Below are 24,324 nucleotides of genomic sequence, written 5' to 3'. Positions count from 1 at the left end.
GATCGGAGAGAAGGTTGCCGCTTGGTAACCTTCTTTTTGAGTGAATAAAAATAATTAATAGATTTGTTTACTTAGAAAATTCAGAATGATAAAATAATATATAAATCGTTGTATAAAAATAGCATGTTCATTAACTGTGAAATGAAATATAGGATAAGAAGCCTTCTTCGTTAAAGTTGGCTAAAGGCTCTATACTATGATAATGTGTATAGGGATAAAGCAATATACTTTTGGGTAGGACAAGATGAAATAAAAAAAAGGGAATGTCTATTTGTGTGGGGAAGACTTCATTCTTACGGATGATTAGATCGATTACTCAAGTTTCAAAGGGCAAGTTATCTCTCATGCTATCTAACATCATTGAGATGGGTCTAAGCGCATTAAAATGGACTACAGAGTGTGTGTATAGTTAAGGGTGAAAGGAGATTACCGATGAACGAGCAACAACGATTAGCAAGTCGACAAGCAAATTCCTCTACGAAAAAAGAAGAGAAAGATTATAGTAAATACTTTGAAAGTGTATACCAACCACCTTCCTTGAAATTGGCGAAAAAGCGTGGGAAAGAAGAAGTTAAAATTGAAAGAGATTTTGGCCTACCTGAAGAGTTTCGCAATTTTGGCGCAGGAAGAAAGTTTTACATTCGTACATATGGCTGTCAAATGAATGAGCATGATACAGAAGTAATGGCTGGGATTTTTACAACACTTGGATATGAGCCAACCTTTTCAACTGAAGAGGCAGATGTAATTTTATTAAATACTTGTGCAATTCGTGAAAATGCTGAAAATAAAGTGTTCGGTGAACTTGGTCATTTAAAATCATTAAAGCGAAGAAATCCGGATCTTATAATTGGTGTATGTGGTTGTATGTCTCAAGAGGAATCTGTTGTAAATAAAATTATGCAAAAAAATCAGCATGTAGATATGGTGTTTGGTACACACAATATTCATAGATTACCGTATATTCTAAAGGACGCAATGTTCTCAAAAGAGACGGTAGTTGAAGTTTGGTCAAAAGAAGGGGATGTAATTGAAAACCTTCCGAAAGTACGTCGTGGTGATATTAAAGCTTGGGTAAATATTATGTATGGCTGTGATAAGTTTTGTACATATTGTATTGTACCGTATACACGCGGAAAAGAGCGCAGCAGACGTCCAGAAGATATTATTAAAGAAATTCGCCATTTAGCTGCGAACGGTTATAAAGAAATTACGTTACTTGGACAAAACGTAAACGCATACGGTAAAGACTTTGAAGATATACAATATGGTCTTGGCGATTTAATGGATGAACTTCGTAAAATCGATATCGCGCGTATTCGTTTTACAACAAGTCATCCACGTGATTTTGACAATCATTTAATTGATGTTCTTGGAAAAGGTGGTAACCTAGTAGAACATATCCACTTACCGGTTCAATCTGGTAGTACAGATATGCTTAAAATTATGGCGCGTAAATATTCGCGAGAACACTATTTAGAGCTTGTACGAAAAATTAAAGAAACAATTCCGAATGCAGTGCTAACGACTGATATTATCGTTGGTTTCCCAAATGAAACGGATGAGCAGTTTGAAGAGACGATGTCGTTATATCGTGAAGTAGGATTTGATACGGCATTTACATTTATTTATTCTCCGCGTGAAGGTACACCAGCTGCAAAAATGCAAGATAATGTTCCGATGGAAGTGAAGAAAGAGCGATTACAACGCTTAAATACACTAGTGAATGAATATGCAGTTAATAAGAATAAGTGTTATATAGGTCAAATTGTAGAAGTATTAGTTGAGGGAGAAAGTAAGAATAATCCTGAAGTACTTGCGGGATATACACGTACGAATAAACTTGTAAACTTTGTTGCTTCAAAATCTTTAATTGGTCAGCTTGTGAAAGTAAAAATAACGGAAGCAAAAACTTGGTCTCTTAACGGGGAATTGGTTAAGGAGCCGATTGAGGTGAAATAATAGATGAAAGTATATACGAAAGATGAAATTGTTGAGCAAGCGAAAGAATTAGCAAAAATGATCTCTGAAACAGAAGAAGTCGATTTCTTTAAGCGAGCAGAAGCACAAATTCATAAAAATGAAAATGTAAAGCGAGCAATTGATGAAATAAAAGCTTTGCAAAAACAAGCAGTAAACTTGCAACATTATGGGAAATGGGAAGCTTTGAAAAAAGTAGAAGCTGAAATTGATGCACTTCAAGATAAGTTAGATAATATCCCAGTTGTACAGGAGTTTAAATCTTCACAAACATATGTAAATGACTTACTACAGCTAGTTGCTAGTACCATTTCTAACAATGTAACAGATGAAATATTAGTTTCAACTGGCGGCGATGTGTTGAAGGGCGAAACTGGTGCAGCAGTAGAAAGTAAAAAAGGAAATTGTGGTTGTTAAAGAGATGTCTTATTGACATCTCTTTTTTTTAGTGGGTTATATCGGAAATTCTTCTCAAAAAAAAGAATGACACATTCCGCTATTGTCACGCATATGATTAAGTGAATAGTGATTGAGGAGGGTTACGAATGTCCGAATTTAGAGAGATTATTACAAAAGCAGTGGTTGGAAAAGGACGTAAGTATACAAAGTCAACGCATACATGTGAATCGAATAATGAGCCAACAAGTATTTTAGGGTGCTGGGTAATTAACCATTCGTACGAAGCGAGAAAGAATGGAAAACATGTGGAAATTGAAGGTTTCTATGATGTAAACACTTGGTATTCATTTGATGGAAACACAAAGACTGAAGTTGTAACAGAACGTGTTAACTACAATGATGAAGTAAGTATTGGGTATCGTGATAAAAACTTCTCTGGTGACGATTTAGAAATTATCGCTCGTGTAATTCAGCCGCCAAATTGTTTAGAAGCTCTTGTATCGCCAAATGGTAATAAAATTGTTGTGACGGTAGAACGTGAATTTGTAACAGAAGTAGTTGGGGAAACGAAAATTTGTGTAAGTGTAAATCCTGAAGGTTGCGTAGAATCAGACGAGGATTTCCAAGTCGATGATGATGAGTTTGAAGAATTAGATCCGAACTTTATCGTCGATGCAGAAGAAGAGTAAGAGAAAGCTAGGGAGAAGTTCTTCCTAGCTTTTTACAGTACATAAGTGGTTCTGCATGAACATGATTCCTTATGAAATGTGCTATAATGAGGAGAGACTCCTGGAATAGGAGATATGGATGTCCGTGAAGTGTGACATATATGAATATAGATTATTATGTAAGAATTATGGAGGAAAGACATGACGCAATATACGCCTATGATACAGCAATACTTAAAGGTTAAGGCAGACTATCAAGATGCCTTTTTATTTTTCCGATTAGGTGATTTTTATGAAATGTTCTTTGAAGATGCGGTTAAAGCAGCTCATGAACTTGAAATTACATTAACGAGCCGAGATGGTGGTAGTAGTGAACGTATACCGATGTGTGGTGTACCGCATCATGCAGCTAAAAATTATATTGAACAACTTGTTGAAAAAGGATATAAAGTAGCTGTTTGTGAGCAAGTGGAAGACCCAAAAACAGCTAAAGGTGTAGTACGTCGTGAAGTAGTACAACTAATTACGCCAGGAACGATGATGGAAGGGCGTACAATAGACGAGAAGGAGAATAACTTCTTAGCAGCATTAACACATTTCGAAGATGGATCTTATGCGCTAGCTTGTAATGACTTAACGACTGGACAAAATACAGTGACGTTATTAACTGGTTCAGTAGAAGATATTTTATTAGAAGTGTATGCGACTGGTTCAAAAGAAATTGTTGTAGATTCTACATTTTCAAAAGATGAATTAAATAAGTTAACTGAAACATTAAAAATGACGATTTCGTATGAAGATGCAACAACTATTCCAGAAGGATTAGAACATCTTGTGAAAAGTGTTTCCCAAGCAAAATTAATTAAAGCAATTGGACGCTTATTTAACTATGTGATAAGAACACAAAAACGTTCGTTAGATCACTTGCAACCAGTAGAAATTTATTACACGAATCAATTTATGAAAATTGATGTGCATTCAAAACGTAATTTAGAGTTAACAGAGACTCTTCGCACGAAGGAAAAGACAGGCTCATTATTATGGCTATTAGACAAAACAAAAACGGCTATGGGTGGGCGTATGTTAAAACAGTGGATGGAACGTCCGCTTATCCAGAAAGAAAAAGTTGAAGAGCGTTTAGAAATGGTTGAAACGTTTGTAAATGATTACTTCTTACGTGAAGATTTAAAAGAAAAGTTAAAAGAAGTATATGATTTAGAGCGTTTAGCAGGGAAAGTTGCATTTGGTAATGTAAATGCACGGGACTTATTACAATTAAGACGTTCTTTACTGCAAGTACCAGCTATTTTAGAAGCGATTAGTCTTTTAGATAATGCTTATGCAGCAAGGTTAATTCAAGGTGCAGATCCATGTGAGAGCTTAACTGAATTACTAGGAAGAAGTATTCAAGAAAACCCACCGCTTTCTATTAAAGATGGAGATATTATTAAAGATGGCTATAATGATAAGCTTGATCAATATCGTTACGTTAGTAAAAACGGAAAAACGTGGATTGCTGAGCTTGAAAAACGAGAGCGTGATATTACAGGGGTTAAATCATTAAAAATTGGGTACAACCGTATTTTCGGCTACTATATTGAAGTGACGAAGGCTAATCTTGCAGCACTTCCAGAAGGGCGCTATGAGCGTAAACAAACACTTGCAAATGCAGAGCGTTTCATAACAGATGAGCTAAAAGAAAAAGAAACATTAATCTTAGAAGCAGAAGAGAAAATTGTACAATTAGAATACGATTTATTTACAGCACTTCGCGAAGAAGTAAAAGTATTCATTCCGAAATTACAGCATTTAGCGAAAGTAATTAGTGAACTAGACGTACTGCAAAGCTTTGCGACAGTTAGTGAAGAAGAGCAGTTTGTAAAACCTGTTTTAACAAATAAGCGCGAAATCTTTATTAAAGATGGTCGTCATCCTGTCGTTGAAAAAGTATTGAACGGGAAATTGTATGTACCGAATGATTGTATTATGCCGGAGAAGATGGATGTCTTTTTAATTACAGGACCGAACATGTCTGGTAAAAGTACGTATATGAGACAATTAGCACTTGTTACTGTTATGTCACAAATTGGTTGTTTTGTACCAGCGACAGAAGCAGTATTACCTGTCTTCGATCAAATCTTTACGAGAATTGGTGCAGCGGATGATTTAATCTCAGGTCAAAGTACATTTATGGTTGAAATGTTAGAAGCGAAAAATGCAATTGCAAATGCATCAGAGAGAAGTTTAATTTTATTCGATGAAATTGGACGCGGTACATCTACGTATGATGGTATGGCACTTGCGCAAGCAATCATTGAACATATTCATGACCAAATTGGTGCGAAAACATTATTCTCTACACATTATCATGAATTAACAGTGTTAGAAGAAAGTTTAGACCAACTAAAGAATGTACATGTTTCAGCAATTGAAGAGAATGGAAAAGTAGTTTTCCTTCATAAAATTCAAGATGGAGCGGCTGATAAAAGTTACGGAATTCACGTTGCTCAACTTGCCGAGCTTCCAGAGAGCTTAATCGCTCGCGCGAAAGAAGTGTTAGCACAACTAGAAGGACAGGAAGAAATTGTTATTCCGAAACGAGTAGAAGTGAAAGTGCCAGAAGTCGCTCCAGAACCAGTTGTTGTAAAAGAAGAACCAGCAGAAATACAAGAGACGAAAGTAGAGACTGAGGAAGAATCGCAATTATCATTCTTTGGTGGAGAACAGTCTTCGAAAAAACAAGACAAGTCAGTTCTAGATGCAAAAGAAACGGCAGTACTTGCACAAATTAAAAAGATTGATTTACTCGATATGACGCCTTTAGAAGCGATGAATGAACTGTATCGTTTACAGAAAAAGTTAAAGAAAGGATGAGTAAGTAGATGGGGAAAATTCGCAAACTCGATGATCAACTCTCTAACTTAATTGCGGCAGGGGAAGTAGTAGAGCGCCCTGCCTCAGTTGTAAAAGAACTCGTGGAAAATTCCATCGATGCGAATAGTACATCTATTGAAATCCACTTAGAAGAAGCTGGATTATCGAAGATTCGCATCATCGATAATGGAGATGGTATTGCTGAAGAAGATTGTATCGTTGCATTTGAACGACACGCAACGAGTAAAATTAAAGATGAAAATGATTTATTTCGTATAAGAACGCTCGGTTTCCGCGGAGAGGCCCTGCCGAGTATTGCCTCAGTGAGTGAATTAGAGTTAATTACGAGCACAGGTGATGCGCCTGGTACACACCTTAGTATTAAAGGTGGAGACATTATAAAACAAGAGAAAACGGCAAGCCGAAAAGGAACAGATATTACTGTACAAAACTTATTTTTTAATACACCAGCGCGCCTTAAATATATGAAAACGATTCATACAGAGCTTGGGAACATTACAGATATCGTGTATCGTATTGCAATGTCACATCCAGAAGTATCGTTAAAACTGTTTCATAATGAAAAGAAATTGCTTCATACATCAGGAAACGGTGATGTAAGACAAGTACTTGCATCGATTTACAGCATTCAAGTTGCGAAGAAGCTTATTCCGATTGAAGCTGAGTCTCTAGACTTTACAATTAAAGGTTATGTAACATTACCAGAAGTAACGAGAGCGTCGCGTAACTATATGTCAACGATTGTAAATGGCCGTTACGTTCGAAATTTCGTATTAATGAAAGCAATTCAGCAAGGATATCATACGTTATTGCCAATCGGAAGATACCCAATCGGCTTCTTATCAATTGAAATGGATCCAATGCTTGTTGATGTCAACGTACATCCAGCAAAATTAGAAGTACGCTTTAGTAAAGAACAAGAATTGCTAAAGCTTATCGAAGAAACATTGCAAGCTGCATTCAAAAAAATACAACTCATTCCAGATGCTGGTGTAACAACGAAGAAAAAAGAAAAAGATGAAAGTGTGCAAGAACAGTTTAAGTTTGAGCATACAAAACCGAGAGAATCATCTATGCCTAACATCGTTTTACCAACAGGAATGGATGAGAAACAAGAAGAAACAACGACTGTAAAACAACCAGCACAACTGTGGCAACCGCCGAAGCAAGAATGGCAACCACCACAGTCACTCGTAAGAGAAGAGCAAAGCTGGCAGCCATCCTCTAAGCCGGAAACGGTTCGGGAGGAAAAGGAATGGACTAGCAACGATGACGATTTTGAATTAGAGGAATTGGAAGAAGAAGTCGGGGAGATAGAAGAGATTGAAATGAACGGTAATGACTTACCGCCGCTTTATCCAATTGGACAGATGCACGGAACATATATTTTCGCTCAAAATGATAACGGGCTATATATGATTGATCAGCATGCTGCGCAGGAGCGCATCAATTATGAATATTTCCGTGATAAAGTGGGACGAGTTACGCAAGAAGTACAAGAATTACTTGTACCGTACCGCATCGATTTATCTCTTACCGAATTTTTACGTGTCGAAGAGCAGTTAGAAGAACTAAAAAAAGTCGGACTATTTTTAGAGCAGTTTGGCCATCAATCCTTTATCGTTCGTTCGCATCCAACGTGGTTCCCGAAAGGACAAGAAACAGAAATCATTGATGAGATGATGGAGCAAGTCGTCAAACTAAAAAAAGTTGATATTAAAAAATTACGTGAAGAAGCAGCTATTATGATGAGCTGTAAAGCATCGATTAAGGCAAATCAATATTTAACGAACGATCAAATATTCGCTTTACTTGAAGAACTTCGTACAACAACAAACCCATATACATGTCCGCATGGAAGACCGATTCTGGTGCATCATTCTACTTATGAGTTGGAGAAGATGTTTAAGAGGGTTATGTAGGTATACTGTCCATAGAGAAAAAATGGTTCCTAGTTATTTTAATAAAATATAGAGAGAAATAAAAAGGAGCGATAGTAACAAGTCGCTCCTTTTTTTAAATTCATTTATAAACTAGAAATAACCTATTTGTAATTTATATGTGCTTTCCCATTTTTTTGTAAGGAAAGGGTTTTTAATTTACAGATTTATCAGAATTATGTAAAGTGTATATAAAACCATAAAATGGGGTGTTCTTTATGTGTACTAGTTTGACATTACAGACAAAAAACGGTCAGCATCTTTTTGCAAGAACGATGGATTTCACATTAGATTTGAATCAAGAAGTAATAATCATTCCTCGACATTACCAGTGGAATAATATAACTGGTGAAATCATTAATACGAAACATGCTACGGTCGGAATGGGGATTAATCATCAAGGAAGGGTCATTATGGCGGACGGAGTAAATGAAGCAGGTATGACATGTGCAACACTCTATTTTCCAGGATTCGCTACTTATAGTAAAAGTATAGATGATAACAAAACGAATTTGGCTCCATTTGATTTTGTGACTTGGAGTCTTACACAATTCAATTCTGTCAAAGAGTTAAAGAAGTCTGTAGATAGCATTACCTTTTTGGATATACCATTACCGGATTTAGGACTTACGCCACCACTACATTGGATTTTAGCGGATAAATGGGGAGATTGTATTGTACTGGAGCCGACAAATGAAGGATTAAAAATGTATGACAACCCACTAGGAGTGATGACTAATAGTCCGGAGTTTAATTGGCATTTACAAAATTTAAGACAATATATTGGCCTTAAAGCGCAGCCATTCGCGCCAACAGAGTGGAGTGATTTACCATTAAGTGCTTTTGGGCAAGGCTCAGGCTCAATGGGACTTCCTGGGGATTTCACCCCGCCATCAAGGTTTGTGCGGGCAGCATATGGCAAACAAAATATTCAAGATATAGATAGCGAAGAAGAGGGAGTATCGGCCCTTTTTCATATCTTATCAAATTGCGAGGTTCCTAAAGGTGGAGTAATAACAGAAGAAGGTACATTAGATAATACCATATATACAAGCGTAATGTGTATGGAGTCCGGAACATATTATTACCATACCTACGATTGTAGACAAATTATAGCCATTCATTTATTTCATGAAAATTTAGATACAGATGAGATTAAAGCCTATTCGTTCCAACGAAAACAAAAAATATTTTATGAAAACTAAGTAGCTTTGAAACAACGCTTAGTAAATTTTTAAATATATATAATAGAGCAATAATGACCTATAAAAAGTAGGAATCGGAAGGGATATAATTGATAATCTAATAAGTAACCCGAATAAATATCCCTTAAGAAAAAATAGACGCAAAATATTCAAGGTATTATATAAATTCAATACAACGACTTCTAGAAGGGCCATTAAAGTGCTATTATGCAAAGTAAACATGAGCGTACTCCATTTATAAATAGCAAAGAACAAAAAAGGTATGGAAAAAATCCATACCTTATATTTATAATTCAAGTTCTTCCATTATCTATGTATAAAAAAGCGCTGTATATCAGCACTTTTTAAAAGTACATGAGTTGTATAAGAAAGATTTATACATTAATAAAAGCATAACTATGCAAGGTCTAATATAGATTCTTATTTGGCACATTGTTACAAGGATTTATGCGGTTATTTATTTTTATTATTATTAATTTTTTCAGTATATAAAACCTGCTCTTTATAATGCTTTTTAATTGGGAAGTTATGTGTACCAGAGCCGTTTTTGAAAGTTTTATTGATGGGGTTTTTTAGAGGGACTGTTGTAGTTTCAGTAAATTCATATGGGTAATTTATTTTAGATTTATCTTCAAACATGAAAATGCCTCCTTTTTAGGATTTCCTGGATTCTTTACTATAACATGATATGCATATAGATTTTTTTTGGACTAGTTATTTATATAGGTTAATGGAATTTAATTACGTAACTACTGAAATATTTCAAAGGAAAACAATGTGAGAAATATATTATAATGATTTCTTTTATTTATTAGCGAAGGGAATCTTGCATATATATTCGTTATAGATTGTTTTTATAATATAATATATATATAGTTTTCCTGATAATATAATGTGGAATATTATAGTGTTATTAGGTTATTAGGAACATTTAATGTTGTTTCACAACTGAAAGGGAATTGAAAAAAAACTGAAACTTTTCTCATAAAAATTCAATCTTACTTGAAAAATGAAAGGAAAATGAAATTTTCTAAAAGGAATTCTTTGTTAAGATAAAAAGCATACATACAAAAAAGTATTGACATATCTCAAAAATGTATTTTCGAGATATAGTGGGGGAAAAGATGAGATTAGAAAAACAATTAATAAAAAAGATGTATTATGAAACATTCCTAATGGAGAATGAAACACACCCACCTCTTCAAGTACTTGGAGAAGCTTATGTAAACGAAGAAAAAAATGAGATTTCTGATGGATCTTATATTCGTTTTGCACAAGGTGAATTTTATTATCACCATCAAGATTTTGAAGCAGCTATTTTTAAATGGGAGAAAGTTAGTAATGAACTAGCACCATGGGCACAAAAAAATATTGCGGATGCTTACTTCGAACTTAACCAATTATCAGTTGCTGAAAATGTGTATACTTCCATTACTACTGATAACAAAATACTTATGACCGAAATTGTACTGCAATTACTGTCTCTTTACATCGAGCAAAATAATTTTGATTCAGCTTTCGCTGTTATAAAAGAAGCGGTTTCTTTAAATCCCGATTATCCAAGCGTCACAACAATTGCACGTTCCTTTTATGAAGAACAGCAAGATTTTGATAGTGCAGTAGAGCTTGCTGTGAACGAGTTAATTCGAACAGAATCTTATCCGTGGTTTGAGGTTCTAAAAGAATATATCGATAAAGGATTTACTAAAAATATTTCACCAGACTATTTTTATAAAGTATTAGTTACATTAAATAATGTAGATCAAGTACAATTTACGCAAATTGTTTCATCACTTTGGCACAGCTATAAAGATGAACAAAATTACTTATTATGGCTCAACACAATAAATGAATTTTTCATACATATCGAAATACATTCGTCCGATATATGGGACGAAATTTCTTCTCTTTACGAAGAAACATACTTTGAATTAATTCAAGGTCAATATATGCTTAGACAATTACACGATATCATTCCAAACCTGTTAACAAATTGGTTAAAGGTAGTTAATCCCTCTCATGCTGTATTTCCATCTGCAGCAGTATTGGCATGGGATGAGATTTTTCCTTCTAAAATAGATTCAGCGGATATAAAAGATGCAGAAGACCTACTGTCATATTCTATTAATCATGTGAATGGCTTAGAGTATAGTTTACATCTTTTTGAATCTATTACACACTGGGCACAAGAACATGATTTAGAAATGGGTAACCGATTTAGCTGGTTAGTTGGTGAGCTTGCAGATTTAAGAACAAATCGCCTATTAGTAACTGGAACTTCAGGGAACGGAAAAGCTTCATTTATTAACTCTATTTTAGGAGAAAATATATTAGAAAACTCAATCTCAAATGTAGTTGTTTTTAAAAATGACGCTTATACAGAAATTAACGCTATAACAGATTCGGAAATTACAACAACTGAGAATTTCTCTGATTTCCATAACATGATGGCAGTGCATCGTCAAACATATAGAGATAGAGCGTGTGTTGAATTTAAATTACCATGCAGGTTTTTAAGTAAAAATAAACTTACATTCGTTGTTACACCTAGCTTTAATAGGAACAATGACGCGAGAGATGAGGTGTTTGAATATTTAAACTCTGTAGATGAATTATTATTCGTATTGAATACGGATTCACCTTTTACTGACAAAGAACGTGACATTCTATTAAGTATCCAAGAACATACACCAAATCTACAAGTTCATTTCTTATTAAATAAAATCGATAACATTTACAATGAAGCAGAAGCAAAAAGAGTTATACAAGATACGCAAGTGAGAATAAATACATATTTCCCTAATGCAAGAGTTTTCCCTTATTCTTCGTTATATACAAATAGTAAACAACTAAACGATTTAACTGAGTTTATTCATTTTAACTTTAACCATAAAAATATCGATGCAGAACGTACTGAAAAGCTATTGTTTTTCATTCGAAAAACAATTACATATCTTTTGGATAAACGCGTCGAGAGAGAAAATAATCTAGTGGATTCTATTAATTGGAATGAAGATATGTTAGTTAAACTAAATGCTTGTATTAATAACCTTACTGCTTTTGAGAAGGAAAAAATTCATTTAATTACAGAAACATATCGTACAATGAAAAACGAAATTACTAATGATCTTACAGAACATATTCCGAAATTATTGCAGAGTTGTTCCGATTTAATTAGTGAAGAAAGTGATTTTGGGAACATTGATATTGAACTAAATACAGCGATGAATGAAAGGGTGCAACAATATCTAGAACAAACTGTATTACCTAATCTTGCTCGCTCGATGCAAAATTGGATTGCGACTTCTAATAACGAGCTCCTTCAAAGTCAATTGTACTTAGCAGAAACCAGTGAAGGACTTAATTCTTTATTTGGAGAAAATCGAATACAGTTAGAATGTGACTTTAAAGTAATTGATGACTGGCGAAGAGATACTGATAGAATGACAACTAGAATACAAATGGAAGAAGTAAATATTTTACGCCGATTTACGCCAGCACAATTTTTACTGAAAAGTGCCGGTAAATTATTTGGAGTTCTTCCTAAAAATAAAGCTATGCTATATAACAAATACAAACAGTATTTAGAAAATGAAGATTATACCGATGTAACGGCTTCTATTATGAAGAAATTTTTCTTGCAGTTTGAGCTATTTGAAAACACACAAGAGCGGGATATTAATATGTTCTTTAGAAATCCATTTGGCTCGTTGGAACAAGCTGTAAAAAACACTCATTTAGAAATAAAAGAAAAACAAGATAAACTGCATAAAATGAAATCAAACCCTGAAGTTTATCATGATCCTATAACGCTCTTTGAATTGAGATTACGTCAATGTGAAGTAATCTTGAATATAGGTGAGGATAATTCCTATACAGATTTACCTTTAGAAACAATCATAGAATAAACGTAAAGTAACTCCAAAATATACAATAAAAGTTGATTTTGGAGTTGTTTTTTGTTTACATCTGTATAATATGTACGTTCTTTTTAATAGCAGATTACATCATGTGTTATAAGAGAAGTAATAGGGAAAAGGGAGCAACAGTAATTAGTTGCTCCCTTTTCCCTTTAATTAGAGTATTTAAATGTCTGATAAATATTTTCCAACATACAGACCACTTGCAGCTGCTTGAGATAATGAATGAGTGACGCCTGAACAATCTCCAATTAAAAATAGCCCATTCATACTTGTTTCAAAATGGTTATTGATTTTTATTGTAGGAGCATAGAACTTTCCATCAATTCCATATAATAAAGTATCTTTATCGATAGGTTCTTGGATAAATTGTTCTAAACGTAATAAAAATTTTTTGAGTCCTTCAATATATAGTGGAGGAATTTCTTTATTCAAGTCTCCATAATCTCCGTGTAGTGTAGGCTGTATACGATTATGTTTCATGTTGTTCTCGGCTGTAGGTTGTTTCTTTATTAAGTCCTCTAAACGCTGTATAACAATCCGATCTCGTCCTTGGTTAATGCTTTTAATAATTGAACTTGCGTATACATTTGCTTCTTTGAGAGTTGGAAAATAGCGCGGGATAAATAAAGTGAAATTTAAGTTAGAAGTACCAGTTCCTTGCTCTCGAAAATTTTGACCGTCAGGCATAACTAAACCTTCTTCATACTTTCGAATAATGCGTCCTTTTGGATTCATACAGTAAGTAGTAGCCGTGAAATGTTCATGCTGATAAGAAAGTTTCGTCTCAAATGTATCTTTTAATATAGAACGTAATTGATGTTCTTTCATCTCTACCCTAATACCTAAATCTATACGGGTTTGTTCCTGTGCAATTTCAAGGGAAGAGCACATTTCTTTTAACCAATCCGTTCCAGAACGCCCAGTTGCAAATACTAATTGCTTAGAATGGACAGTTCCTTGATTTGTAGATATTTTAAAATGGTCTTGCTGCTTAACGACATGTTGTACATCTATATGAAATCGGATATCTATTTTGTTAAGTAAAAATTCATAGAGCTGCTGAAAAATGTTACTTGAAAGTGTAGTGCCAAGATGCCTTACTTCTGTTGTGAGCATTTGTAAACCACACGTTTCAGCTCTCTTATTAAGAGTTGGATTTTCTGTAGAATATTTTGAAACAGAATTTCCTCCGAATTGACATAGAATCTCATCTACTTCAGCCATAAGTTGTAAAAAGCCTTCTTTACCGACTTTTTGCTCAAGTTCTCCGCCAAATCCGTTTGTATAATTAAATTTCCCTTCAGATTTTCCTAAACCACCAAACCCGAAATATTTATCACATGTAGTACAATTACACACTTTTCCTTGGTCTAAAGGACAATGGCGATCTTCTAGCGCTTTACCTTTATCAAGAATTAAAACCTTTTTATTACTTTTAGCTAGTGAATAAGCCATAAAAATGCTACTTACTCCAGCTCCGATAATTGTAACATCATACATATTCTTTCACCTGCTAACGAATAGTTTGTTTTTTATTTTCTTAGTGTATAACACTTTTATGAAGTTAAGAAATAGCTTTTATTAATAAAGAGGGAGTTTTTGAACTTGATACTTTTCTAATTTCTCCGAGTGGTGGAGTAAATACAAATGTTTTTATTTGAAAGAAGAAATAGTTTTAAATGATCACTATGTCATATGATTAATAAAATCTTACATATAAAAAAACAGACCGCTTAAGTGAAGAGGTCTGCTAATCATTGGAAATAGTTGTTAAGTGCATAAATTTGAAGAGAATTATAGTTTTATTTAGCGAAGACGTGGTTACCGATTACCGCTACTGTTTGACGTGTCGTAATCCATTTGTTTGTTGAAGTTTTTGGATTATAAAAATAAAGCCAATCAGAATGTATTCCATTTGTAGAGATAGCCTCTTCTACTGCCATTTTTGCTTCTGCGCTTGCAGGCTGATTAATTCTACCATCGGTAACAGGAGTAAATGCATATCCGCGTTTAATAGGTTCATAAATAACACCTGTTATTGTATTTGGAAAACCATTTGCATTTACACGATTCAAGATAACTTTCGCCACCGCTACTTTTCCTTTATATGATTCGCCACCTGCCTCAGCAGTAACTAAGCGTGCCATTAAGTCTTTTTCTTTTTCTGAAATACTTGAATTGATTTTTAAATGTTGTCCTGTATAAAGCTTGTTTCCGACTGTATTGTTAATTTGTTTTATAGATTGAACGGTAACATTGTAACGCTTTGCTATAATTTCTAATGAATCTCCCGGCTGTACTTGATAAATAATTTGTCCAGAGATGTTCTTAGGTTTGTCGTTTTGATGAACAGTGACCTCATTTGATTTCATGGATCCTGGAATATGTAACTGTTCACCAATAAAAGTTTGATCTTTTCCTTTATTATTTACTTGTTTAATAGATTGTATTGAAACTCCATATTGTTTACTGATACCCCAAAGTGTATCATTCTTTTTTACTGTATGAATGGTGGAAGCCTCAGCTACACCTTGATTACATACGAATGTAATTGCTGCCGCAGATAAAGGAATTATATGTTTTATTTTTAATAATTTCATTGTAAATCCTCCCAATAAAAATTAAGTTTTAACTGTTGAGTAATGTAGTTCAGAGTATATAAGATATGTATTTATATTTTAATATAAGTATATTAGCACGTATAGAATAAATAATCATTATAAGTTTTTTATTTATATCATGTAGGACCCAAATATGAAATATTGCATATGAAAGCCCATTGAAGTTCGAGTTGTTGCTTACTATAATTTATCTAGTGAAAAGGGATATTAAATTTTTTTAATGCATTGAGATGAGAATATGTGGATGTTTTTAAATTTTACTTCTATGCAATATTCCATATTTATGAAACATTATTTATTAAGTAGCTTATACTATATTCAATAAGTTTGATATAAAACAGAAAAAGAGAGGGATAAAAATGAGCAATAAGAAGTTTATTTTGAAATTATTCATATGTAGTACTATACTTAGCACATTTGTATTTGCTTTCAATGATAAGCAAGCAGTTGCTGCTAGCGCTGGTAATGGGCTTGAAAACTGGTCAAAATGGATGCGACCTATACCCGATAACGTACCGTTAGCACGAATTTCAATTCCAGGAACACATGATAGTGGAACGTTCAAGTTGCAAAATCCGATAAAGCAAGTATGGGGAATGACGCAAGAATATAATTTTCGTTACCAAATGGATCACGGAGCTAGAATTTTTGATATTAGAGGGCGTTTAACAGATGATAATACGATAGTTCTTCATCATGGGCCATTATATCTTTATGTAACATTGCATGAATTTATAAATGAAGCGAAACAATTTTTAAAAGATAATCCAAGTGAAACGATTATTATGTCTTTAAAAAAAGAGTATGAGGATATGAAAGGGGCAGAAGATTCATTTAGTAGTACGTTTGAAAAAAAATATTTTCCTGATCCTATCTTTTTAAAAACAGAAGGGAATATAAGACTTGGAGATGCTCGAGGAAAAATTGTGCTACTAAAAAGATACAGTGGTAGTAATGAATCTGGAGGATATAATAGTTTTTATTGGCCAGATAATGAGACGTTTACGACAACTGTAAATCAAAATGTAAATGTAACAGTACAAGATAAATATAAAGTGAGTTATGATGAGAAAGTAAAATCTATTAAAGATACGATAAATGAAACGATTAACAACAGTGAAGATTGTAATCATCTATATATTAATTTTACAAGCTTGTCTTCTGGTGGTACAGCATGGAATAGTCCATATTATTATGCGTCCTACATAAATCCTGAAATTGCAAACTATATGAAGCAAAAGAATCCTACGAGAGTGGGCTGGGTAATTCAAGATTATATAAATGAAAAATGGTCCCCAATACTTTATCAAGAAGTTATAAGAGCGAATAAGTCACTTGTAAAAGAGTAAAGATTGTCATAGTAAGAAGCGATGAAATACATCGCTTCTTTTTTGTTTTCTAAAAATTAACATCAAATATAGCTTTACATATCGTACGTTCATGATAGAAAAAAATCGAAACTTAAGCTATAATTACTACATATAAAATTTGTACCTATAAATTTTACATGTAGTAATGAATTTGATTTATTGTAATGAAACGGAGGTATATATTATGAAGTTTCCACATGATTTTTTATTCGGGGCTGCTTCAGCTTCTTATCAAGTAGAAGGTGCATGGAATGAGGATGGAAAAGGTGTTACGAATTGGGATGAGTTTTCAAAAATTCCTGGCAAAACATACGATGGAACAAATGGTGATATAGCGGTTGATCATTATCATCGATATAAGGAAGATGTTCGTTTAATGGCTGAGATGGGATTGGAATCGTATCGTTTTTCGATTTCTTGGGCGAGAATATTGCCGACTGGAGATGGAGAGGTAAATGAAAAAGGAATTGAATTTTATAACAATTTAATTGATGAATGTTTAAAGTACGGGATTGTACCGTTTGCCACTTTATATCATTGGGATCTACCATTACCGTTAGAAAAAGATGGTGGGTGGACGAATAAACGAACAGCAGAGGCTTTTGTAAAGTATGCAGAAATTTGCTTTAAGGCATTTGGTGATAGAGTGAAACATTGGATTACTTTTAATGAAACAGTAATGTTTTGTGGATTAGGCTATTTAAAAGGTGCACATCCACCAGGAATACAAAATGATGTTCCAAAGTATTTTCAAGCGACTCATTATGTATTTTATGCGCATGCGAAAACAGTTGCGGTGTACAAGCAGCTGAAACAGTATGGGGAGATAGGGATTACACATGTTTTCTTACCTGCTTATAGTGTGGATGATCAAAAAGAAAATATACTAGCAGCAAATCATGCGAATGAATGTGAAACGTATTGGTACTACGATCCAGTTTTAAAAGGTGAGTATCCGTCTTATGTTGTACAACAATTAAAGGAAAATGGGTGGACTCCTAATTGGACGGTTGAAGAATTAGAAATCATTAAACAGAATGCCGAAAAAAATGATTTTATTGGCTTGAATTATTATCAGCCAATACGAGTAGAAAGATATGATATGGATATAAAGAGCGAGGAGCATTCTCGAGAAAACTCAACACTTGCTCCAGGTAATCCTTCTTTTGATGGTTTTTATCGAACAGTAAAAATGGATGATAAAACATATACCAAATGGGGTTGGGAAATATCTCCCGAAGGCTTCTTAGATGGATTGCATATGTTGAAAGCGCGTTACGGTGACATAAAGATGTATGTAACGGAAAATGGACTTGGTGATGAAGATCCAATCATTGACGGAGAAATTGTAGATGTTCCGCGAATTAAATTTATTGAAGAGCATTTAAAAGTAATGAAGCGTGCAATTCAAGAGGGAATTAATTTAAAAGGTTATTATGCATGGTCAGTTATTGATTTGTTAAGTTGGTTAAATGGATATAAAAAGCAATATGGCTTTATTTTTGTCGATCATAATGATAACTTAAAACGTAAGAAGAAACTTTCGTTTCATTGGTATAAACATGTGATCGAAACGAGAGGAGAAGAGTTATAACAGATAAAAGAGTATTTTAGGAGAAAGTGTATGAGTGCAAAGTATAAACAAATTGCAGATGTGTTAGAGCAAAACATTCGAGATGGGCTTTTTAATGAAACGAAAAAATTACCTACAGAAGAAGCGTTGATGAATCGATTTGAAGTAAGCCGTAATACGATACGTAAAGTAATTAGTCAGCTTGTGAATAGAGGTTATATTTTTCAAGTGCAAGGTAGTGGTATGTTTTTACGTGAAACTTCTGTAACAGATTACATTAATTTAGGAAGTTTACGTGGATTAACGAAAAATCTCGTTTCACAAAATATTGAAACGAAAGTGCTAGAGATTGAAGTAATAGAGGCAAATGAAGAGATAGTAGAACGGATGCAATGCGAGATTGGAACTAGGTTATATTTCTTGAAGCGCGTAAGAATTGTAGATGGGAAACCATTCTCTATTGAAGTAAGTTATTTCAAAAAAGATATCATTCCTTATTTGAATGAAGAAATAGCATTAAGTTCTGTATACAGTTATTTCATTGAGGATTTACGATTAAATATTGGCTTTGCCGATAAAGTTATTAGTTGTGAAAAAATAAATAAAGAAAATGCAAAGCTTTTAGAACTAAATGAAGGTGATCCAGCGCTTCTTATTGAAAATACAGTTTATCTTGTAAATGGAACAATTTTCGAGCTATCTCAATCAATGTTTCATTATGAAAAGACCAAACTTTTAAATCGAATTAATTTTAATTGAAAATGAATATAAGTAGCCTTGTAAAAAAGCAACTGGTCCTAAGTGAGCAGTTGCTTTTTATTTTTAAAGTGGATGAGCAAAAAAACACAAAAGTGGTTGGTCCGTTTTTTACAAACTTCTATTATGATAAGAGAAGAAAGGTAGTATTTTATTCATGCTTTAAAATAGACTGGCCTTAGAGAGGTGGAAGACAATGAGTTTTGCGATTTCACTAGTTGTTATTATTGTAGTTGTATCACTATTTGGGACCGTACTAGTCGCACGAAATGTAGAAGAGAATTACGGTAAGTCTACAAAGAGGAATGTAAAAAACTTATCTGCTATCTATATCATTCTTCTTTTAGGGCTTCTTGTGGGAGTTACTTGGTATGCGGTCGTTATTTTATAGAGTGTGTATATGATGAAGGAGTTAATGCATTGATGAAAAATGAGCGCCATGTTTTAGTTGTTTTCCCGCATCCAGATGATGAGTCGTATTGTGTGGCTGGCACAATTTTGGCTTATACGGAGCAGAAAGTCCCTCTTACCTATGTTTGCTTAACACTTGGTGAAATGGGGAGAGCGATGGGGAATCCACCTTTTGCAACTCGTGAATCTTTATATACAATTAGAGAGAAAGAGTTAAAGCGAGCTACAAATATTTTAGGGATTGAAGATTTACGTATGATGGGATATCGTGATAAAACTCTTGAATTTGAAGAGCCTGGAAAATTAAGAAGCTTGATTCAAAACTGTATTGAAGAATTGAATCCTTCTATAGTTATTTCTTTCTATCCTGGGTATGCAGTTCATCCGGATCACGATGCAACAGGGGAAGCAGTAGTAGAGGTCTTAGCTAATATTTCGGAAGGTAAACGACCAGCCTTTTATGCTGTAGCTTTTTCGAAAAATCATGAAGACGAAATAGGACCTCCAGATTTTAAAAATGAAGTGAAAAAATATGTTTCGAAAAAATTGGAAGCATTACGAGCACATGCATCACAATTTACAACTAAAGTGGATGAGCTGGAAAGGGAGTATGAAGACGGTATTTCAGGCACAGTTGAGTGGTTAGAAAGAGAACCGTTTTGGATATATTCATTCAAAGATAAAAATATGTGATGCTACATCTGAAGGTGATGAATATGTATTTTGAATATAAGAATCGAAAGATTTTTTACAATATAGAAGGATCGGGTCCTGTCATATTGTTTTTACACGGTCTTGGAGGAAATTCGAATAATTGGTTATATCAAAGAAAATACTTCAAGAAGACATGGACCGTAATCTCACTCGATTTACCTGGGCATGGGAAATCCGAAGGGATGGAAATTAGTTTTAAAGAATATTCAAATGTTTTATATGAGTTATGTAATCATTTAAAGCTAAAATCAGTAACAATTTGTGGTCTTTCAAAAGGAGCTAGAGTGGGTATCGATTTTGCTATTCAATATCCACGTTTTGTTTCTAGCTTAATTGTTGTAAATGCATTTCCCTATTTAGAACCGGCAGATCGTAAAGAACGACTTGAAGTATATGATTTACTTAGCTTGCAGGATAAAGGGAAAACTTGGGCTGATACGTTATTGAGAGCAATGGGAGTAGAAGATAATGATGCAATTGTCCGAGGATTTCATCAATCCCTACAAACGATTCATCCGACGCATATTCAAAGGCTATTCGCTGAATTAGTTGATTACGATCAAAGACCATACCTCTCTAACATTGCATGTCCTGCATTAATAATACGAGGAGAGAATGATTATTTTGTTCCGGAAAAGTATGTGAGAGAATTTGAAAAACACCTGAGAAACGTGACCTTCGTTGAGTTGGAAAATAGTGGGCACTTGCCTTATTTAGAACAGCCTACTAGCTTTAATGTGACGGTAGAGGCATTTTTAAATCATGCGCTTGATTAATACCATTTTTGCAGTGAATACTGTTATTAATGAGTTCAGGGCACCAGCTTGGAGAGGAGGGAACTAAATGGAATGGCAACCGAATCGTGAAGATAAGATACCAGTTTATAAACAAATTGCTGATTACATTGAAAGAGGCATTTCTACCGGTGAATTCCCTTCTGATAGAAAATTACCTTCCGAGCGTATGTTAGCACAGAATTTACAAGTGAACCGGAGTACGGTCGTAGCTGCTTATGAGGAATTGAAATCACTTGGGGTAGTAGAACGGAAAAAAGGAAGCGGCACTCGGGTGAATACAGATATATGGGGTGTGTCACATAAACGAATACCGAACTGGGGTAGGTACGTTGAGGATGGATCGTTCTTACCTAATGTACCACTTGTTCAACAAATTCGAACGGAAACACAAAAAGATGATTTAATCAATTTAGCGAGTGGTGAATTGTCATCAGATTTAATTCCGAGTGATAGATTTCGAACAATTTTGTCGGAGAAAACATTTATGGGAAATCTCGGTTATGACCATCCGCTTGGAAATGAAATGTTGCGAAAAACCATTGCGGCACATGTCGAGCAATATAAACAAATAGAAGCAGATTCAAGCTCTATTCTTATTACATCTGGAGCTCAGCAAGCACTTAATCTTATCGTTCAATGTTTGTTAAAGCCTGGAGATGCGATTGCAATTGAGGATCCCTCCTATTGTTATTCACTTCCGATGTTTAAATCAGCAGGTTTAAAAATATTCCGTTTACCAGTTGATCAGCATGGTATGAATCCAGATGACTTAATCGATTTGCACAAAAAGCATCGCATTCGTATGGTGTTTTTAAATCCGGATTATCAAAATCCAACTGGAACGGTACTTTCATTGGCAAGACGTAAAAAGGTTTTAGAACTATCTTCTGAATTTGGTATACCGATTGTAGAAGATGATCCGTATAGTTTGACTTCTTTTAATGGAGAAGTGAATCCAACATTGAAATCGATGGATCAAAATGGGAATGTTCTTTATGTGAGCTCATTATCAAAAATTGTTGCATCAGGATTACGTATTGGTTGGGTAATTGGCCCCACGCGCGTAATTGAGAGATTGGCAGATGCGAAGCAGCAAGTTGATTTCGGTCATAGTGTATTTACACAGTGGGTAGCGAACCAATTTTTAGAATCTGAGGATTTTCATACGCATATTACGTTGCTTCGTGGACAACTGAAACAAAGAAGAGATGAGTTAATTAGAAAGCTTGAAGAAATATTAGGGGATCAGATTGAATTTTTTGTTCCTGAGGGCGGAATACATTTATGGTGCAAAGTGCAAGGAACGTTTGATGAATATCATTTACTAGGTGAATCTATACAAAATGGTGTAGCATTTGTCCCAGGAAGCGTCCTAGGTTCGAAAAGTGAATATGTCCGATTTACTTTTGGCAGAGCGAATGTAGAACAAATTCAGCTTGGAGTTACAAGGTTTGCGGAAACATTAAATGAGATTTCATAATAGTGAAGCGTAATATGGAAATGAGGGAAAGAAATGAAGTACGTGACGCTTTTACTTCAAGTAGGCGTGCTATATGTGTTTAGCTTAGCTGGTACGTGGATTCAAGGAGTATTCCATCTGTCGATGCCAGGAAGTTTAATAGGGATGTTAATATTGTTTCTACTCCTTTCTACTCGTATTTTTCCATTAAAGTGGTTTGAGGTAGGGGCAGAAAAGTTAATAGTATTTTTGCCGTTATTTCTAATTCCTTCGACAACAGGATTAATGGAATATGGATCTTTTCTTTTAAGTAAGGGGAGTGTTATATTCCTTTTAGTAGTTGCAAGTACGGTAGTAACATTGATTGTTTCAGGGTATGTAAGTCAATTATTAGTAACATCAAAAAAATAAAATCGACAAGGTGCACGATTCAAATGGTCTTAATTATTATTACTGTAGTAATTTATTTATTGGCGACAAAGTTATATAAAAAATTTACGTTTCCATTTACGTTACCGGTATTAACAGTTACAGCAATTATGATTTGCTTATTTTTGATATTTGGTATTTCTCATCATGAGTATAAGGAAAATGGGGGAGACATTCTTTCAGGTTTTTTGAGTCCTGCAATTGTAGCGTTAGCCATACCTCTATTTAAAGAGCGAGAGATACTTATGAAAAACTTTTTAGCGATACTAATCGGCGTAGTGATAGGTATAGTGGCTTTAACGAGTATGAATGTAGTGATTGGTGAAATTTTAAATATAGATAAGGAACTTATATTAACAACTTTACCACAATTAGCGACAATGCCTATTGCCATTTCATTAGCGGATCAAATTGGTGGCATTCCATCTATGACTTCTAGTTTTGTAGTTGTTGCAGGAATAACAGGTGCTATTATCGGACCGACAGTACTTAAGTTTTTCCGAATAACAAGTACGATTGGAAAAGGAGTGGGGATGGGCTGTGCATCACATATTATTGGTGTGAGCCGTCTAGTGAAAGAAGGAGAGAAAGAGGCAACTATCGGTTCGGTAACAATGATTGTAACAGGGATACTTATTAGTATATTAGTACCTTATGGAGTGAAATTTTTATTTTGAAAATTAATGAATCGTAATAAGGAGCATAACACTACTCATTTTAGAGCGTAATGGAGATGATTAAAATGACAACATGGTTTATAGTTACATTATTTATTTTTGGTGCTCTTAAAGTACTAGTTTCTAGTATGCCAACTTCTGTTGTAGAATCAATTATTAGTAGATTTGAGTTACACCAAAAACTTGATGAGGAAAATACTACTGTAACGGTAGATGGGGAAAGTATAGAAGGAGAAATGAAACTTCAAGTTATTCATGAATTTAACGAGGCTTTATTTTTAGATAAACATTATTTTCCGCCGCAAGGGAATGGTACACCGATAGTCATGGAGACGAAGAAAGGAAAAAGAGAGATTAGATTTTCTATATATAGCTACGAGGAACACGTTGATGTAGTAAAGCAATATAAGAAGAAAGTAGTTGCATATCGTTTGCGATCAAAAAGCCTTCAAAGTCGTTCAGTAGCAGTGACTGAAGATTATGCTTAAGGAGAGACCGTTATAATAA

20 protein-coding genes are annotated in these 24,324 nt (G+C 34.2%); 17 read left to right on the top strand and 3 right to left on the bottom strand.

Annotated features, from left to right (window positions below):
- The first annotated feature begins 432 nt into the window (after positions 1-432).
- The 6 genes from miaB (at position 433) to NSQ69_RS18535 (ending at position 9,087) form a co-directional block, all read left to right on the top strand.
- The gene (gene miaB, locus NSQ69_RS18560; RefSeq protein ID WP_002128700.1) at positions 433-1,962 is read left to right on the top strand and encodes a tRNA (N6-isopentenyl adenosine(37)-C2)-methylthiotransferase MiaB; all 1,530 of its coding nucleotides are present in this window, start codon (positions 433-435) and stop codon (positions 1,960-1,962) included.
- A 3-nt stretch (positions 1,963-1,965) separates the two neighbouring features.
- On the top strand, positions 1,966-2,397 hold the full coding sequence (locus tag NSQ69_RS18555; RefSeq protein ID WP_002033698.1) for a RicAFT regulatory complex protein RicA family protein: 432 nt from the start codon (positions 1,966-1,968) through the stop codon (positions 2,395-2,397).
- 128 nt (positions 2,398-2,525) lie between these two features.
- Positions 2,526-3,068: an outer spore coat protein CotE gene (gene cotE / locus NSQ69_RS18550; RefSeq protein ID WP_002014610.1), complete on the top strand. Its 543-nt coding sequence runs from the start codon at positions 2,526-2,528 to the stop codon at positions 3,066-3,068.
- 180 nt (positions 3,069-3,248) lie between these two features.
- Positions 3,249-5,921, top strand: a complete 2,673-nt coding sequence (gene mutS / locus NSQ69_RS18545; protein WP_060751727.1) for a DNA mismatch repair protein MutS — start codon at positions 3,249-3,251, stop codon at positions 5,919-5,921.
- Between the two features lie 8 nt (positions 5,922-5,929).
- The gene (gene mutL, locus NSQ69_RS18540) at positions 5,930-7,864 is read left to right on the top strand and encodes a DNA mismatch repair endonuclease MutL (RefSeq protein WP_016100772.1); all 1,935 of its coding nucleotides are present in this window, start codon (positions 5,930-5,932) and stop codon (positions 7,862-7,864) included.
- A gap of 236 nt (positions 7,865-8,100) precedes the next feature.
- The gene (locus NSQ69_RS18535) at positions 8,101-9,087 is read left to right on the top strand and encodes a choloylglycine hydrolase family protein (RefSeq protein ID WP_002066769.1); all 987 of its coding nucleotides are present in this window, start codon (positions 8,101-8,103) and stop codon (positions 9,085-9,087) included.
- Positions 9,088-9,540: 453 nt separating this feature from the next.
- On the opposite strand, the gene NSQ69_RS18530 is transcribed toward NSQ69_RS18535, so the two are convergent.
- Positions 9,541-9,726 (bottom strand): hypothetical protein, encoded by a 186-nt coding sequence (locus tag NSQ69_RS18530; RefSeq protein WP_000461142.1) that lies wholly within the window; start codon positions 9,724-9,726, stop codon positions 9,541-9,543.
- A 485-nt stretch (positions 9,727-10,211) separates the two neighbouring features.
- Between NSQ69_RS18530 and NSQ69_RS18525 the strand changes: the two genes are divergently transcribed.
- The gene (locus NSQ69_RS18525) at positions 10,212-12,995 is read left to right on the top strand and encodes a dynamin family protein (protein WP_341099602.1); all 2,784 of its coding nucleotides are present in this window, start codon (positions 10,212-10,214) and stop codon (positions 12,993-12,995) included.
- Between the two features lie 177 nt (positions 12,996-13,172).
- Here NSQ69_RS18525 and NSQ69_RS18520 read toward each other — a convergent pair whose 3' ends face one another.
- Both NSQ69_RS18520 and NSQ69_RS18515 read right to left on the bottom strand, forming a co-directional pair.
- On the bottom strand, positions 13,173-14,510 hold the full coding sequence (locus NSQ69_RS18520) for an NAD(P)/FAD-dependent oxidoreductase (RefSeq protein WP_341099601.1): 1,338 nt from the start codon (positions 14,508-14,510) through the stop codon (positions 13,173-13,175).
- Positions 14,511-14,812: 302 nt separating this feature from the next.
- On the bottom strand, positions 14,813-15,610 hold the full coding sequence (locus tag NSQ69_RS18515) for a cell wall hydrolase (protein ID WP_341099600.1): 798 nt from the start codon (positions 15,608-15,610) through the stop codon (positions 14,813-14,815).
- 380 nt (positions 15,611-15,990) lie between these two features.
- Between NSQ69_RS18515 and NSQ69_RS18510 the strand changes: the two genes are divergently transcribed.
- From NSQ69_RS18510 to NSQ69_RS18465, 10 genes are all read left to right on the top strand, one after another.
- Positions 15,991-16,980: a phosphatidylinositol-specific phospholipase C gene (locus tag NSQ69_RS18510; RefSeq protein WP_098168947.1), complete on the top strand. Its 990-nt coding sequence runs from the start codon at positions 15,991-15,993 to the stop codon at positions 16,978-16,980.
- A gap of 205 nt (positions 16,981-17,185) precedes the next feature.
- On the top strand, positions 17,186-18,595 hold the full coding sequence (locus tag NSQ69_RS18505) for a glycoside hydrolase family 1 protein (protein WP_341099599.1): 1,410 nt from the start codon (positions 17,186-17,188) through the stop codon (positions 18,593-18,595).
- Positions 18,596-18,625: 30 nt separating this feature from the next.
- The gene (locus NSQ69_RS18500) at positions 18,626-19,333 is read left to right on the top strand and encodes a GntR family transcriptional regulator (protein WP_002088023.1); all 708 of its coding nucleotides are present in this window, start codon (positions 18,626-18,628) and stop codon (positions 19,331-19,333) included.
- Between the two features lie 193 nt (positions 19,334-19,526).
- Complete coding sequence (locus NSQ69_RS18495; RefSeq protein ID WP_002014626.1) at positions 19,527-19,721, top strand: hypothetical protein; 195 nt, start codon at positions 19,527-19,529, stop codon at positions 19,719-19,721.
- A 32-nt stretch (positions 19,722-19,753) separates the two neighbouring features.
- Positions 19,754-20,434 carry a bacillithiol biosynthesis deacetylase BshB2 gene (gene bshB2 / locus NSQ69_RS18490; RefSeq protein ID WP_098168944.1) on the top strand — a complete coding sequence of 227 codons (681 nt, stop codon included), beginning with the start codon at positions 19,754-19,756 and terminating at the stop codon, positions 20,432-20,434.
- Positions 20,434-21,231 carry an alpha/beta fold hydrolase gene (locus NSQ69_RS18485; protein ID WP_063219192.1) on the top strand — a complete coding sequence of 266 codons (798 nt, stop codon included), beginning with the start codon at positions 20,434-20,436 and terminating at the stop codon, positions 21,229-21,231. Before bshB2 ends, NSQ69_RS18485 begins: the two co-directional genes overlap by 1 nt.
- A 67-nt stretch (positions 21,232-21,298) precedes the next feature.
- Positions 21,299-22,732: a MocR-like pyridoxine biosynthesis transcription factor PdxR gene (gene pdxR, locus NSQ69_RS18480; RefSeq protein ID WP_002033714.1), complete on the top strand. Its 1,434-nt coding sequence runs from the start codon at positions 21,299-21,301 to the stop codon at positions 22,730-22,732.
- 33 nt (positions 22,733-22,765) lie between these two features.
- The gene (locus NSQ69_RS18475) at positions 22,766-23,122 is read left to right on the top strand and encodes a CidA/LrgA family holin-like protein (protein WP_002014630.1); all 357 of its coding nucleotides are present in this window, start codon (positions 22,766-22,768) and stop codon (positions 23,120-23,122) included.
- 23 nt (positions 23,123-23,145) lie between these two features.
- On the top strand, positions 23,146-23,817 hold the full coding sequence (locus tag NSQ69_RS18470) for an LrgB family protein (protein WP_078204506.1): 672 nt from the start codon (positions 23,146-23,148) through the stop codon (positions 23,815-23,817).
- 65 nt (positions 23,818-23,882) lie between these two features.
- Positions 23,883-24,305, top strand: coding sequence for a YfmQ family protein (locus tag NSQ69_RS18465; protein WP_002088014.1), 423 nt, complete (start codon positions 23,883-23,885; stop codon positions 24,303-24,305).
- Positions 24,306-24,324 lie beyond the last annotated feature (19 nt).

The sequence above is a fragment of the Bacillus sp. FSL R10-2201 genome (assembly GCF_038008665.1).
Classification (GTDB): Bacteria; Bacillota; Bacilli; order Bacillales; family Bacillaceae_G; genus Bacillus_A; species Bacillus_A mycoides.
This window is presented reverse-complemented; position numbering and strand designations above follow the sequence as displayed.

What these genes read in the sequence shown, in the direction of transcription:
- miaB (WP_002128700.1), top strand. Translation starts at nt 433, where the DNA reads ATGAACGAGCAACAACGATTAGCAAGTCGACAAGCAAATTCCTCTACG.
- NSQ69_RS18555 (WP_002033698.1), top strand. Translation starts at nt 1,966, where the DNA reads ATGAAAGTATATACGAAAGATGAAATTGTTGAGCAAGCGAAAGAATTA.
- cotE (WP_002014610.1), top strand. Translation starts at nt 2,526, where the DNA reads ATGTCCGAATTTAGAGAGATTATTACAAAAGCAGTGGTTGGAAAAGGA.
- mutS (WP_060751727.1), top strand. Translation starts at nt 3,249, where the DNA reads ATGACGCAATATACGCCTATGATACAGCAATACTTAAAGGTTAAGGCA.
- mutL (WP_016100772.1), top strand. Translation starts at nt 5,930, where the DNA reads ATGGGGAAAATTCGCAAACTCGATGATCAACTCTCTAACTTAATTGCG.
- NSQ69_RS18535 (WP_002066769.1), top strand. Translation starts at nt 8,101, where the DNA reads ATGTGTACTAGTTTGACATTACAGACAAAAAACGGTCAGCATCTTTTT.
- NSQ69_RS18530 (WP_000461142.1), bottom strand. Translation starts at nt 9,726, where the DNA reads ATGTTTGAAGATAAATCTAAAATAAATTACCCATATGAATTTACTGAA.
- NSQ69_RS18525 (WP_341099602.1), top strand. Translation starts at nt 10,212, where the DNA reads ATGAGATTAGAAAAACAATTAATAAAAAAGATGTATTATGAAACATTC.
- NSQ69_RS18520 (WP_341099601.1), bottom strand. Translation starts at nt 14,510, where the DNA reads ATGTATGATGTTACAATTATCGGAGCTGGAGTAAGTAGCATTTTTATG.
- NSQ69_RS18515 (WP_341099600.1), bottom strand. Translation starts at nt 15,610, where the DNA reads ATGAAATTATTAAAAATAAAACATATAATTCCTTTATCTGCGGCAGCA.
- NSQ69_RS18510 (WP_098168947.1), top strand. Translation starts at nt 15,991, where the DNA reads ATGAGCAATAAGAAGTTTATTTTGAAATTATTCATATGTAGTACTATA.
- NSQ69_RS18505 (WP_341099599.1), top strand. Translation starts at nt 17,186, where the DNA reads ATGAAGTTTCCACATGATTTTTTATTCGGGGCTGCTTCAGCTTCTTAT.
- NSQ69_RS18500 (WP_002088023.1), top strand. Translation starts at nt 18,626, where the DNA reads ATGAGTGCAAAGTATAAACAAATTGCAGATGTGTTAGAGCAAAACATT.
- NSQ69_RS18495 (WP_002014626.1), top strand. Translation starts at nt 19,527, where the DNA reads ATGAGTTTTGCGATTTCACTAGTTGTTATTATTGTAGTTGTATCACTA.
- bshB2 (WP_098168944.1), top strand. Translation starts at nt 19,754, where the DNA reads ATGAAAAATGAGCGCCATGTTTTAGTTGTTTTCCCGCATCCAGATGAT.
- NSQ69_RS18485 (WP_063219192.1), top strand. Translation starts at nt 20,434, where the DNA reads ATGCTACATCTGAAGGTGATGAATATGTATTTTGAATATAAGAATCGA.
- pdxR (WP_002033714.1), top strand. Translation starts at nt 21,299, where the DNA reads ATGGAATGGCAACCGAATCGTGAAGATAAGATACCAGTTTATAAACAA.
- NSQ69_RS18475 (WP_002014630.1), top strand. Translation starts at nt 22,766, where the DNA reads ATGAAGTACGTGACGCTTTTACTTCAAGTAGGCGTGCTATATGTGTTT.
- NSQ69_RS18470 (WP_078204506.1), top strand. Translation starts at nt 23,146, where the DNA reads ATGGTCTTAATTATTATTACTGTAGTAATTTATTTATTGGCGACAAAG.
- NSQ69_RS18465 (WP_002088014.1), top strand. Translation starts at nt 23,883, where the DNA reads ATGACAACATGGTTTATAGTTACATTATTTATTTTTGGTGCTCTTAAA.